The sequence below is a fragment of the Priestia sp. JSM ZJ58 genome (assembly GCF_044383985.1).
GTDB classification, from domain to species: domain Bacteria; phylum Bacillota; class Bacilli; order Bacillales; family Bacillaceae_H; genus Priestia; species Priestia zanthoxyli.
In genome coordinates, this window is the sequence record NZ_JBISEM010000001.1 from 288183 (window position 1) to 301731 (window position 13549).

Consider the following 13549-nt stretch of genomic DNA (forward strand, 5'->3'; position numbering starts at 1 on the left):
TTGAAACTGAGCAACAGTTTCAGCCATTTTCTTTTTTTAATGTCTCTAAACGATTGAAAACTTTTGAAAAGTATTTTTCTTGTCCATTTTGTTTAGGATGAAAATATTGTTTGTTTTTGATGCGATCCGGTAAATACTGTTGAAGGACCCATCCGTTATCAAAATCATGCGGGTATTGATATTCAACGCCTCGTCCAAGGTTCTCTGCTCCTTTGTAATGAGCATCCTTCAAATGAATGGGAACGTCGCCGGACAACCCTTTTTTAATATCACTTATCGCTTCATCTAATGCTTTGTAAGCAGCGTTGGACTTCGGTGATAGGCAAAGCTCAATAACGGCGTTTGCAAGCGGGATGCGTGCTTCTGGAAGTCCTAATCGCTCAGTTGCTTGAATAGCTGCTAGTGTCCTCATGCCGGCATCCGGATCAGCTAGTCCAATGTCTTCATAGGCAATGACTAAAAGGCGACGATTGATGCTGATCAAGTCTCCTGCTTCAATTAGCCGTCCCAAATAATGAAGAGCGGCATTTACGTCGCTGCCGCGAATCGATTTTTGAAAAGCCGATAATACATCATAGTGAGCGTCACCATTTTTATCATGTGAAAAATACTTTTGCTGCAGACATTCTTCTGCCGTTTGTAAGGTAATAACGATTTTACCATCGCTTTCACTTGTTGATAAAACAGCTAGTTCCAGAGCATTCAAAGCCGAGCGCACGTCACCGTTACAGCTGTTGGCAAAGTGGTTCATGGCGTCATCTTCTACGGCAATTTTTCTATCCCCAAATCCATTGGATGAGTCGTTGAGTGCTCTTGTTAGCGCCATTTTGATATCGTCTGGCGTAAGAGATTTTAATTCGAAGATTTGGCATCTGCTTCGAATAGCAGGATTAATCGCGTGATAAGGATTGCTTGTTGTCGCTCCGATTAGAATGATCATGCCGTTTTCTAAATAAGGAAGCAAAAAGTCTTGCTTGGCTTTGTCAAGGCGATGAACTTCATCTAGCAGAAGAATTACTTTGCCTGACATTTTGGCCTCTTCGGCGACAATTTCCATATCTTTTTTATTGTTTACAACGGCATTTAACTGACGAAACGCCGTGTTGGTTGTTTTTGCAATAGCTGTGGCAATTGTTGTTTTCCCGACGCCTGGAGGCCCATATAAAATCATCGAGCTTAAGTGATTTGCTTTTACCATTCGATAAATCATTTTATCTTTGCCAACTAAATGCTGCTGCCCGATAACGTCATCTAAATGAGTCGGACGCATTCGAAATGCGAGAGGTTTTGTAGACATGTTTTTCTCCTTTCTTTTCTTTCACTGTATCACAAGAGGTGAATAGGTGGTGGAAATTTATCTTATAGGCATAGTATGTTATAATATCAACAGTTACATTTGCAAGAAACGCGTATAGAGAAGTTCATATAGCTTAGTAAAAAACGACTCATCACAGCATTCAGTGACAACGTGAGGGTCTTATTTTTTTCATAAATAAAAAAAGTGTATTGAAGGAGTGTATCGTATGAAAATTTCAACAAAAGGACGCTACGGTTTAACGATTATGATTGAGCTTGCGAAGCGCTTTGGAGAAGGTCCTATCTCGCTTAAAACTATTGCTCAAACGCATGATTTATCTGAACATTATTTAGAGCAGCTTATTTCACCGCTGCGTAACGCTGGGCTTGTAAAAAGCGTGCGCGGAGCTTATGGAGGTTACATCTTGGCACATGAACCTGCTAACATTACTTCTGGCGATATTATTTCCGTTTTAGAAGGTCCTATTAGTCCTGTAGAAGGAATTGAAGATGAAGAGCCTGCAAAACGCGAGCTGTGGATTCGTATTCGAGATGCAGTTAAAGAAGTGCTAGATAGTACAACGCTTGAAGATTTAGCAAATCATTCTGATGATGATCAAGCGTCTTATATGTTTTATATTTAATAATGAGATAGGAGGCGTTTATTTTGGAACGTATTTATGTTGATCATGCAGCAACGTCTCCAATACATCCAGCAGTCGTTGAGAAAATGACGACTTTTATGCATGAGTACTTTGGAAATCCGTCTAGTATTCATCACTACGGGCGGGAAAGTCGACGCTATTTAGACGAAGCTCGCCAAACGATTGCAGCAAGTATTGGAGCACACGAAAATGAACTGATTTTTACAAGTGGTGGGACAGAAGCAGATAATATGGCACTGATCGGAGTCGCTCTTGCAAACCGCCATAAAGGAAATCATATTATTACCACGCAAATTGAACACCACGCTGTGCTTCATACGTGTGAATATTTAGAAACACAGGGCTTTGAAGTGACTTACCTACCAGTTAATGAGTACGGACAAGTATCTGTGGATGAAATAAAATCAGCCCTAACGGATCAAACAATTCTTGTGTCGGTGATGTTTGGAAATAATGAAGTAGGTGCTATTCAGCCAATTGGAGAAATTGGAGTTCTATTAAAAGAGCATGGAGCATATTTCCACACGGATGCAGTGCAAGCTTATGGATTAATTCCGTTAAATGTGCAACAATTAGGTGTCGATCTTTTATCCGTTTCGGCTCATAAAATTAACGGACCAAAAGGGATGGGCTTTTTATATGCAGCTGCTCACGTTTCACTGTCTCCTTTGCTATTTGGAGGAGAACAAGAGCGCAAACGACGAGCTGGAACTGAGAACATGACAAGTATCGTCGGGTTTGAAGAAGCTGTGAAAATTTCGCAACAAACGCTGCAAACACGTGCAGATGAATATAGAAGATACAAAGAAATAATGGTAGCTGTGTTGAAAGAAGAAGGTATTTCATTTGAAATTAACGGACATCTTGAAAATGCTCTGCCACATGTGTTAAATTTATCATTTCCAAAAACAAATGTTGAATCGATGCTCGTAAATTTAGACTTAGCAGGAATTGCGGCATCGAGCGGTTCAGCTTGCACAGCGGGAGCAATCGATCCTTCTCATGTGCTTGTTGCTATGTTTGGAAAAGGGTCTGAACGTTTAACAACTTCTATTCGATTTAGCTTTGGCCTAGGAAACTCTGCTGAGCAAATTGAAAAAACCGCACGTCAAACAGCAAACATCGTTAAGCGACTAACGATGTAAATAGCAGCCATCAGTAGGGTCTTCATCCCTCACTGATGGTTTGTGTCGTTTCTTTCGCTTTTTAGCGAACAATTTAATTAAAATGAAGAAAACGGAGGTGGCGAAGTTGACAAAATCACCTAAAGATACACGTGTAGTAGTCGGAATGAGCGGAGGCGTTGATTCATCTGTAGCAGCTCTTTTATTAAAACAACAAGGATACGATGTGATCGGAATCTTTATGAAAAACTGGGACGATACGGATGAAAACGGCGTTTGTACTGCGACTGAAGATTATAACGATGTTATTCGCGTATGTAATCAAATTGGTATTCCCTACTATGCAGTCAACTTTGAGAAACAATATTGGGATAAAGTATTTACCTACTTTTTAGATGAATATAAAGCAGGTCGTACACCGAATCCTGATGTAATGTGTAATAAAGAAATTAAATTCAAAGCCTTTTTGGAGCATGCAATGACGCTAGGAGCAGACTATCTAGCGACAGGACATTATGCACGCGTTGCGTATCGTGACGGGGAGTATAAAATGCTTCGAGGTGTAGATGGAAATAAAGATCAAACGTATTTCTTAAATCAATTAGGACAAGATCAGCTTTCAAAAGTAATGTTCCCAATTGGAGAAATTGAGAAATCAAAAGTGCGTGAAATTGCAAAAGAAGCAGGCCTTGCTACAGCAACGAAAAAAGACAGCACAGGTATTTGCTTTATTGGTGAACGCAACTTCAAAGAATTTTTAAGTCAGTATCTTCCTGCTCAGCCAGGTGTGATGCAAACGCTTGACGGCGAAGTGAAAGGCAAGCATGACGGCCTTATGTACTACACGATTGGTCAACGCCATGGTTTGGGTATCGGAGGCAGCGGCGAACCGTGGTTTGTAGTTGGAAAAGATTTAGAAAAAAACGTTTTATACGTCGATCAAGGCTTTCACAATGAGCTGCTTTATTCTACATCTCTTACAGCAACAAATGTCAGCTGGGTAAGCGACCGTGACTGGTCGTCACCAATGACGTGCACAGCAAAATTCCGCTATCGTCAAACCGATTCAGCAGTAACCGTTGAAAAAGTCGATGATGATACAATTAAAGTTATTTTTGCTGAACCCGTGCGGGCAATTACGCCAGGTCAAGCAGTTGTGTTTTACAAAGATGACGAATGTCTTGGCGGAGCAACTATTGACAAAGTATTTCAAGAAGAAGAGCAAATTTGGTACGTATAATTTATATAAGCAAGAACGAAAAACCTCAGCTGTATATAGCTGAGGTTTTTCTGTGATATACTTTACTTATTGGGTAAACTAATAACTTACATATTCTAGATTTTCATGATGTGAAAATCTTTTAAATCATAACTAAAACAGTGGAGTGAACGAAAAAATGACAGATAAAAATCAGCTAGGAATTCAGTATATGCAGGAAGGGAAATTTGAAGAGGCTGCTAAAACATTTTCAGAAGCAATTGAAGATAATCCAAAAGATCCAATTGTGTATGTGAATTTTGGCAATTTGTTAGCGGCTGTTAGTGAGATGGATCGTGCTTTGAAATTTTATGAACGTGCGATTGAATTAGATGAAGAAACGGCAACAGCGTATTACGGAGCAGGAAATATTTATTTTAATGCAGAGCAGCTTGAGCAGGCAAAGCACTACTTTGATTTAGCAATCAAAAAAGGCTTAGATTCATCCGATGCCTACTTTATGCTTGGTTTAACGCTGTTTCATATGGAAGAAATTCGTTTTGCGATGCCTTATCTGCAGCGAGCGGTAGAACTAAACGAACATGATGTAGAAGCAAAATTTCAGTACGGTCTTTGTTTAGCACAGCTCGAAATGGTAGATGAAGCGATTGCTGAATTTCTTAAGGTAGTAAATCAAGAGCCAGAACATGCCGATGCTTTCTATAATTTGGGCGTAGCGTATGCCATGAAAGATGATAAGGACAAAGCAATTGAGATGTTAGATGAAGCTTTAAACGTGCAGCCAGATCACGTAATGGCAGCAAATGCTAAACAAGTTCTGTCTACATTAGAACATTAAGAAAGCGGGTAAAGGAAGGATAACATGAACGAAGAACTAGTGAACCCTTCACAGCCAGAACGTCATTATATAAGCGGCACGTCAATTGTAACGGTTTTTCATAACGAAGAAAACTTATATAACGTTACGCGGATACGGATCAAAAAAACAAATTTAGAGATTGAAGATAAAGAAACGGTCGTTACAGGCTATTTTCCTAAGCTTAATGAAGATGAAGTATACACATTTTACGGGGACTTCAAAGAGCATCCAAAGTTTGGTCTGCAATTTCATGTTGAGCAGTTTAAAAAAGAACTTCCGCAATCAAGGCAAGGGGTTGTTCAGTACCTATCAAGCGATTTATTTCACGGAATCGGTAAAAAAACCGCTGAAAATATTGTGGACGCCCTAGGAGAACGCGCTATTTTTCGTATTTTGCAAAATGAGTCCGTGCTAAAAGAGGTTCCGAGGCTTTCAGCCGACAAGGCAGAGGCTTTAGTAACGCAGCTTCGTGAACATCAAGGGTTAGAAGAAGTAATGGTAAAGCTGACAGACCTCGGGTTTGGACCGCAGCTTTCGATGAAGATTTTCCAAGCGTACAAACAAGAAGCGCTTGAAATTGTTCAAAATAATCCTTATCAGCTCGTAGAAGATATTCAAGGTATTGGTTTTAGCAGGGCCGATGAACTTGGAAAGAGGCTTGGTATGGCAACCAACCATCCTGATCGTTTGCGTGCAGGTATTTTATACGTCATTGAGCAAGAATGTAATCAAATGGGACATGTATACGTCACGGCAGATCAGCTGTATGGAAAAACAGCAGAGCTTCTTCGAAAAAGCAGGCATGAGAATCTGTCTGAAATGGATCTTACAAGAGAAGTGGACGCATTAAAAGCAGACAAAAAGCTTATCATTCAAGACGAAAAAATTTATTTTCCTCCCCTTTTCTATGCTGAAAAAGGGCTGGTTAAAGCTATTCAAAAAATTATGGCCCAAACGCAATACGAAGAGCAGTTTCCAGAATCAGAATTTTTACTAGCTTTAGGTGAACTAGAAGAGCGATTAGACGTGCAATATGCACCGTCTCAGCGCAAGGGCATACAAACTGCTTTAATGTCTCCAATGCTTCTTTTAACAGGTGGACCAGGTACAGGGAAAACAACGGTTATTAAAGGAATAGTCGAACTCTATGCAGAACTTCACGGATGTTCGTTAAATCCAGGGGATTATAAAAAAGATGAAGCTTTTCCTGTTTTACTTGTGGCACCTACTGGACGCGCTGCTAAACGAATGAGCGAAGCGACCGGACTTCCGGCAGTTACGATTCACAGATTATTAAAATGGAACGGACAAGAAGGATTTGACCATAATGAGGAGAATCCAATTGACGGAAAATTATTGATTGTGGATGAAGTATCGATGGTAGATTTGTGGCTTGCTCATCAGCTGTTTAAGTCTCTTCCTGCTAATTTACAGGTTATTTTAGTTGGAGACGAAGACCAGCTTCCTTCAGTAGGTCCGGGACAGGTGTTAAAAGATTTACTGAGTTCAGAAGTAGTTCCTACCGTCCGTCTGACAGATGTATACCGGCAAGCGGAAGGGTCGTCGATTATTGATTTGGCTCATGAAATAAAAAAAGGAAAGCTTCCGGAAGACTTATCGAGGCAGCAAGGAGATCGTTCCTTTATTCGCTGTCACGGACAGCACATCACGAATGTCGTGCAACAAGTTTGCGGGAATGCGTTAAAAAAAGGCTATACGGCTAAAGATATTCAAGTTCTAGCTCCTATGTATAAAGGTCCTGCAGGGATTGATAAACTGAATGAAGTTCTTCAGGAATTATTTAACCCGGCTTCTGAGCAAAGAAGAGAGCTTAAGCACGGAGATATTACGTACCGAGTCGGAGATAAAGTGCTGCAGCTTGTAAATCAGCCGGATAGCAACGTATTTAACGGAGATATGGGAGAAATCGTCTCAGTTTTCTTTGCCAAAGAAAATACGGAAAAACAGGATATGCTGGTTATTTCATATGAAGGAAACGAAGTAACTTATACAAAGCAAGACTTTAATCAAATAACTCATGCATACTGCTGTTCCATTCATAAATCGCAGGGAAGTGAATTTCCCATTGTTGTGCTTCCAATTGTCAAAAGCTATTACCGGATGCTGCGACGCAATTTACTTTATACCGCCGTTACGCGAAGTAAACAGTTTTTAATTTTATGCGGCGAAGACGAAGCGTTTCAGCTTGGAGTCAGCCGGAATGAAGACAGCGTTCGACAAACGAATTTACAGCCCCTGCTTCGAGAAAGCTTGGATAACGACATAGAAGATCCCGAAATTCCATTTATGAAAGATGCAAATATTGGGATGGAAAACGTTACGCCGTATGATTTCATGTAACCTTTCGCATGCTAACAAAGAGTTAAATAAACTCCTTTGTTGCCATCCTTCTTTGCTAATTGTCAGAAAATAAAGTATGGGCGTGAAAAAAAGTGGACATAATGCGTTTATATAAGTAGAACGTATAAAGAGGTGTCGACTTTGTTTAAATGTCCAAACTGTAAAAGTATTGACGTTGGCAAAATTGGTGTAAATCAGTATTACTGCTGGAATTGTTTTATTGAAATGACTATTTCAAAAGGACAAATTAATACTCACCAAGTAGAAGAAGATGGAACATTGAGCTCGCTTGATGATTTGTTCTCAGATGACGAGCGCACAATCAATTTCTAATTCTTTTTTACCGGGAGGAAGAGCAATGGGCAGAATCATTCCGTCAGTAGTCGCTTTCGGTCTTGGAGCTTATGCATTTAAAATGGCAGATGATCGAGAGATGTTTACAAAAAGAAATATGAAAAAAATGCGTAAACGTATGATGAAAGCTATTCACTAATAAAAAAGCACTATTGCACTGAGCTGCAATAGTGCTTTTTTGCAGGCAGAAGATACAACTGCATGTATAAACTCCTTTCTTTATCAAAAAATAGAAGAGAGGAGGAGTTTACGTTGAAAGATAGTTCATTCAAATGGTTCTATAGATTCGGACTGCTGTTATTAGCACTGCTGTGCATATTAGTCTTTTTTAAAGTCCAGTTTTTATGGCTGCCTGTTATTTACATGTTTTTAAAAGCACTGCTGCCTTTTTTTATTGCAGCATTCATTACATATTTACTTCATCCGCTTATTGAAAAAACGCATGATAAAGGCGTGCCTCGTCCTCTAGCTATTTTACTGATCTACATTATCTTTTTTGGAGGAATCGGGTTCGGAGCCTATAAGTCGTATCCTATTTTTGTGGAACAAGTAAAAGATTTAAATGAACAGCTGCCTCATTTTACGAATACATATAGACATTGGGTAGAATCGATTCATGATCGTACAACTTCACTTCCAAACGGTGTACATGAGAAAATTGAAGGCAGCATTGATGATGTAGAGGCTACGCTCAACGTGTGGCTTACAAAAGTGGCGGAAGGATTAAAATCATTGATTACCTCTTTTTTGATTTTAATCATTATTCCATTTATTGTTTTTTATATGCTGAAGGATTTTTCCTCTATTAAGAAAGCAACAGCTTATGTCACACCTAAAAAGTGGCACAAACCAGGCGAACGTTTTTTATCGGATGTGAATGAATCGCTTGGCAATTATATTAGAGGACAATTTTTTGTTTGTCTCATTATTGGTGTGATTGCCACAGCAGCACTTTGGTTCTTTCATGTACCTTATGCACTTCTTTTAGGCTTTATTATTGGCGTAACGAATATCATTCCGTATTTTGGCCCGATTATTGGTGCGGTTCCAGCAGCTATTATTGCAGCAACTATCTCGATAAAGTTGGTTATTACCATTGTCATTATTATCTTTGTGCTGCAGTTTCTAGAAGGAAATGTGCTGTCTCCGCTTATCGTAGGAAAGAGCCTTCATATTCATCCTTTGTTTATCATGCTTGCGCTCCTTTTAGGAGGAGAGTTTGGAGGAGTATTGGGTCTCATTTTGGCTGTGCCAATTTTAGCAGTCGTTAAAATATCTATTTTGCATATCCGCTCTTATACGCTCAAACATTGACAAAGAGCGGTTAATTTGTCATAATATCGCCATAAGAAAACGCTACATATTTTGAACACAATGATGGATCGAGTACGTTGCACACTGGTTTTTAGAGAAGGGCTTCCTTGGCTGAAAGAAGCGCTAAACAAAGAGCAGCTGAACGCTAGTCCAGAGTGCAGGCTAAAACCTGCCGTGTCAGCAACGTTAACGCTATGAAGGTGATAAATGCTTTTGGCATTTATAATCAGGGTGGTACCGCGAGTTCAACTCTCGTCCCTGCTACAGGGATGAGAGTTTTTTTGTGTGCAAATAACTAGCAATTACTTTTGGACACAGGCAAAATAGATGCTTTTATGTCATCATTTTTTTGTCTATAAATAAGAAGAGTATTAAAGGAGGACCAATCATGAAAAAACTGACGTCAGCACAAGTTCGTCAAATGTATTTAGATTTCTTTAAAGAAAAAGGCCATGATGTAGAACCAAGCGCATCTTTAGTTCCGCATGAAGATCCATCTTTATTATGGATTAACAGTGGAGTAGCTACATTAAAAAAATATTTTGATGGTCGTGTTATTCCTCAAAATCCGCGTATTTGTAACGCACAAAAATCTATTCGTACAAACGATATCGAAAACGTAGGTAAAACGGCTCGCCATCATACGTTTTTTGAAATGCTTGGTAACTTCTCTATCGGTGATTATTTCAAAGAAGAAGCAATCCAATGGGCATGGGAATTCTTAACGAGCGATAAATGGATTGGATTCGACGCAGATAAGCTATCTGTAACAGTTCACCCTGAAGATGAAGAAGCATTTAAGATCTGGAATGAAAAAATGGGCGTGCCTAAAGAGCGTATCATTCGTTTAGAAGGTAACTTCTGGGATATTGGAGAAGGTCCGAGTGGTCCAAATACAGAGATCTTTTATGATCGCGGAGAAGCATATGGAAATGACCTAACTGATCCGGAATTATATCCAGGTGGAGAAAATGAGCGTTATTTAGAAATTTGGAACCTTGTATTTTCTCAGTTTAATCATAATCCTGATAATACGTACACGCCGCTTCCAAAGAAAAATATTGATACAGGAATGGGCTTAGAGCGTATGGTTTCTGTTATTCAAGATGTGCAAACAAACTTTGATACAGATTTGTTTATGCCAATTATTGAAGCAACAGAAAATATTTCAGGCGCTAAATATCGTACAAATGATGAGCAAGATACGGCATTTAAAGTCATTGCTGACCACATTCGTACGGTAACATTTGCTGTAGGTGATGGTGCTCTTCCTTCAAATGAAGGCCGCGGGTATGTGCTGCGTCGTTTGTTACGCCGAGCAGTTCGCTATGCTAAAAAGTTAAACATTAATCGTCCGTTCATGTACGACCTAGTGCCGGTAGTAGGTGAAATCATGGTTGATTTCTATCCGGAAGTAAAGGAAAAAACGGATTTTATCCAGCGCGTAGTCAAAAATGAAGAAGAGCGTTTTCACGAAACGTTAAATGACGGACTAGCTATCTTGGCAACTGTTATTAAAAAAGAAAAAGCGCAAAACAGTGATACGGTACAAGGCGAAGATGTTTTCCGTCTATATGATACGTATGGCTTCCCTGTTGAATTAACGGAAGAATACGCAGAAGATGAGAACATGAAAATCGATCATGCAGGTTTTGAACGTGAAATGGAAGCACAGCGTGAGCGTGCGCGTGCTGCTCGTCAAGATTCTAGTTCTATGCAAGTTCAAGGCGGCGTACTTGGTGAAGTAACGGTTGCAAGTGAGTTTGTGGGCTATGATAAAAATGAAGTAGAAACAGTTGTTGAAGCAATTATTGTAGACGGTGAGCTTGTTGACCGTGCTGAAGCTGGAACAGAAGCGCAAGTCATCTTAAGCCACACGCCATTCTACGCAGAAAGCGGCGGTCAAATTGCGGACCAAGGTACGATCCAAAGTGCTTCAGGAAAAGCGGAAGTAAAAGACGTTCAAAAAGCGCCAAATGGTCAAAATGTCCAAACGGTATCTGTAACAAGCGGTGAGCTTGTAAAAGGTGAAACATACATGGCAACGCTTGATGAAGAAAACCGCAGTGCGATTGTGAAAAACCATACGGCAACGCATTTATTGCATCAAGCATTAAAAGATACGTTAGGAACGCATGTTAATCAAGCGGGTTCTTTAGTAACAGCGGATCGCTTGCGCTTTGACTTCTCTCACTTTGGTCAAGTGACACAAGAAGAGATTGAGAAAATTGAACAAATCGTTAATGAAAAGATTTGGGACAGCATCTCTGTACAAATTGAAAACAAAGCAATTGACGAAGCAAAAGCGATGGGTGCAATGGCACTATTTGGTGAGAAATACGGAGATATCGTGCGCGTAGTACAAGTAGGCGACTACAGCTTAGAATTATGTGGTGGATGTCACGTACCAAATACATCTGTTATCGGTTTATTTAAAATTGTATCAGAATCTGGAATCGGTGCAGGTACTCGACGTATTGAAGCTGTAACTGGAAAAGCTGCCTATCAGTTAATGAATGATCAAGTAGGTTTACTAAAAGAAGCTGCGGCAAAAGTAAAATCCAACCCGCGCGATTTAGTAGGGCGCGTTGAAGGATTACTAGAAGAAATTCGTAATCTTCAGCGTGAAAATGATTCACTATCTACAAAGCTTGGCAATATTGAAGCTGGCAATCTTGTTGACCGCGTACAAAACATTAATGGTGTAAATGTCCTAGCAGCAAAAGTGAATGCAACGGATATGAATAACCTTCGTGCAATGGTTGATGATTTAAAACAAAAATTAGAATCTGCTGTGATCGTATTAGCTTCTCCACAAGGTGAAAAGGTAAATATTATTGCAGGTGTAACAAAAGATTTAATTGCTAAAGGCCATCATGCTGGCAAACTTGTTAAAGAAGTAGCAACGATTTGCGGCGGAGGCGGAGGCGGACGCCCTGACATGGCGCAAGCTGGAGGAAAAGACGCTAGCCAAATTGAAAAAGCACTTAGCACTGTAGAAGAATGGGTTAAATCCGTTTAATTCTCCTCTTTCTTGGTGTACAATATAAATAAGACTTAGCATAGTGCACAATGTGTTCACAAATTAAGAGAGTGAGGTGGGACCGTGAGTTCATTTGATAAAACCATGCAATTTAATTTTCAAGATGAGCCAGCTGAAACAAACGTACATGAAGTATTGTTTACGGTTTATGACGCACTGCAAGAAAAAGGCTACAACCCGATTAACCAAATCGTTGGGTATTTGTTATCAGGAGACCCTGCTTACATTCCTCGTCATAACGATGCGAGAAACACAATTCGCCAGTTAGAGCGAGACGAGCTCATTGAAGAACTTGTTAAATCTTATTTACAACAGCATCGAAAGGATTCATAAATGCGCGTATTAGGATTAGATGTAGGAACCAAAACAATTGGTGTGGCAGTTAGTGATGAAATGGGATGGACAGCGCAAGGAATTGAAACAATTAAAATTGCAGATGAGCAGATGGAGCAATCATATCCTCGTTTACAGCAGTTAATTGACGAATATTCCGTAGAGAAAATCGTAGTGGGTCTTCCTAAAAATATGAATGGTACGATTGGCCCTCGAGGCGAAGCGTGCATCGAGTTTGCTGACAACGTCAAAGAAAAACTTAACATTGAAACGATGATGTGGGACGAGCGCTTGTCAACGATGGCAGCAGAGCGAGTACTGCTGTCTGCCGACGTAAGCCGCAAGAAACGCAAAAAAGTAATCGATAAAATGGCAGCTGTTATGATTCTTCAAGGATACTTAGACAGCAAGCAATAAGAAAAGCAGCAGGCTTTGCTTAAGCTGACAAGTTATGACTTTCCCTTTTACATATTCTTTCGTACGTAAAAGGGAAGTGAAATAACTGAACAGCTTGCTTTTCGCTGAAGAAAAAGTTAAGCTAAGAGCTTACAATATAAAATGAGGTGCAAACATGAGCGTAGAAGAAAATAAAATTACAATCGTCGATGAGAATGGAAATGAGCAGCTATGCGAAATTTTATTCACATTTGATTCTGATCAATATAACAAATCATATGTAATTTACTATCCAATCGGAGCAGACCAAGATGATGAAGAAGAAATTGAAATTCATGCATCTGCTTTCACACCAAGTGAAGACGGTCAAGACGGCGAGCTTCAACCGATTGAAACAGAAGAAGAGTGGGACATGGTTGAGGAAATGGTTAACACATTCCTTGACGAAGAAGGCGAATAATTATAGTGAAAAAGCTGATGACAATCGTTATCAGCTTTTTTTTACATAGCGGCCGTTCTTTTTAGATATAAAAAGGTTTTTCCTTGCATTCTTAGGGGAGATTGTATGATAATGACGAAAAATGA

The 13549-nt window shown here is 39.7% G+C and carries 13 protein-coding genes; 12 read left to right on the forward strand and 1 reads right to left on the reverse strand.

Annotated features, from left to right (window positions below; all coding sequences use genetic code 11):
- Positions 1-19 precede the first annotated feature (19 nt).
- On the reverse strand, positions 20-1297 hold the full coding sequence (locus ACH6EI_RS01415; RefSeq protein WP_028411685.1) for a replication-associated recombination protein A: 1278 nt from the start codon (positions 1295-1297) through the stop codon (positions 20-22).
- A 226-nt stretch (positions 1298-1523) separates the two neighbouring features.
- Here ACH6EI_RS01415 and cymR point away from each other — a divergent pair, with 226 nt between their 5' ends.
- The 12 genes from cymR to ACH6EI_RS01475 all read left to right on the forward strand — a co-directional run bounded on the left by cymR (position 1524) and on the right by ACH6EI_RS01475 (position 13424).
- Positions 1524-1940: a cysteine metabolism transcriptional regulator CymR gene (gene cymR, locus ACH6EI_RS01420; RefSeq protein ID WP_013059297.1), complete on the forward strand. Its 417-nt coding sequence runs from the start codon at positions 1524-1526 to the stop codon at positions 1938-1940.
- 23 nt (positions 1941-1963) lie between these two features.
- A complete protein-coding gene (locus ACH6EI_RS01425) occupies positions 1964-3106 on the forward strand; it encodes a cysteine desulfurase family protein (protein ID WP_028411684.1) in 1143 nt (380 codons plus the stop codon).
- Between the two features lie 106 nt (positions 3107-3212).
- Complete coding sequence (gene mnmA / locus ACH6EI_RS01430) at positions 3213-4325, forward strand: tRNA 2-thiouridine(34) synthase MnmA (protein WP_028411683.1); 1113 nt, start codon at positions 3213-3215, stop codon at positions 4323-4325.
- Positions 4326-4482: 157 nt separating this feature from the next.
- Positions 4483-5142, forward strand: coding sequence for a tetratricopeptide repeat protein (locus tag ACH6EI_RS01435; protein ID WP_013085089.1), 660 nt, complete (start codon positions 4483-4485; stop codon positions 5140-5142).
- A gap of 24 nt (positions 5143-5166) precedes the next feature.
- On the forward strand, positions 5167-7524 hold the full coding sequence (recD2, locus tag ACH6EI_RS01440; RefSeq protein WP_047749816.1) for an SF1B family DNA helicase RecD2: 2358 nt from the start codon (positions 5167-5169) through the stop codon (positions 7522-7524).
- 141 nt (positions 7525-7665) lie between these two features.
- Positions 7666-7857 carry a hypothetical protein gene (locus tag ACH6EI_RS01445; protein WP_013059292.1) on the forward strand — a complete coding sequence of 64 codons (192 nt, stop codon included), beginning with the start codon at positions 7666-7668 and terminating at the stop codon, positions 7855-7857.
- Positions 7858-7882: 25 nt separating this feature from the next.
- Positions 7883-8017: a YrzQ family protein gene (locus ACH6EI_RS01450; protein WP_013059291.1), complete on the forward strand. Its 135-nt coding sequence runs from the start codon at positions 7883-7885 to the stop codon at positions 8015-8017.
- A gap of 113 nt (positions 8018-8130) precedes the next feature.
- Positions 8131-9192 carry an AI-2E family transporter gene (locus ACH6EI_RS01455; protein ID WP_048019728.1) on the forward strand — a complete coding sequence of 354 codons (1062 nt, stop codon included), beginning with the start codon at positions 8131-8133 and terminating at the stop codon, positions 9190-9192.
- Between the two features lie 388 nt (positions 9193-9580).
- Positions 9581-12214: an alanine--tRNA ligase gene (gene alaS / locus ACH6EI_RS01460; protein ID WP_028411680.1), complete on the forward strand. Its 2634-nt coding sequence runs from the start codon at positions 9581-9583 to the stop codon at positions 12212-12214.
- Between the two features lie 84 nt (positions 12215-12298).
- Positions 12299-12568, forward strand: a complete 270-nt coding sequence (locus tag ACH6EI_RS01465; RefSeq protein WP_013059287.1) for an IreB family regulatory phosphoprotein — start codon at positions 12299-12301, stop codon at positions 12566-12568.
- A complete protein-coding gene (gene ruvX, locus ACH6EI_RS01470) occupies positions 12569-12985 on the forward strand; it encodes a Holliday junction resolvase RuvX (RefSeq protein WP_013059286.1) in 417 nt (138 codons plus the stop codon).
- Positions 12986-13139: 154 nt separating this feature from the next.
- On the forward strand, positions 13140-13424 hold the full coding sequence (locus ACH6EI_RS01475; RefSeq protein WP_013059285.1) for a DUF1292 domain-containing protein: 285 nt from the start codon (positions 13140-13142) through the stop codon (positions 13422-13424).
- Positions 13425-13549: the final 125 nt, after the last annotated feature.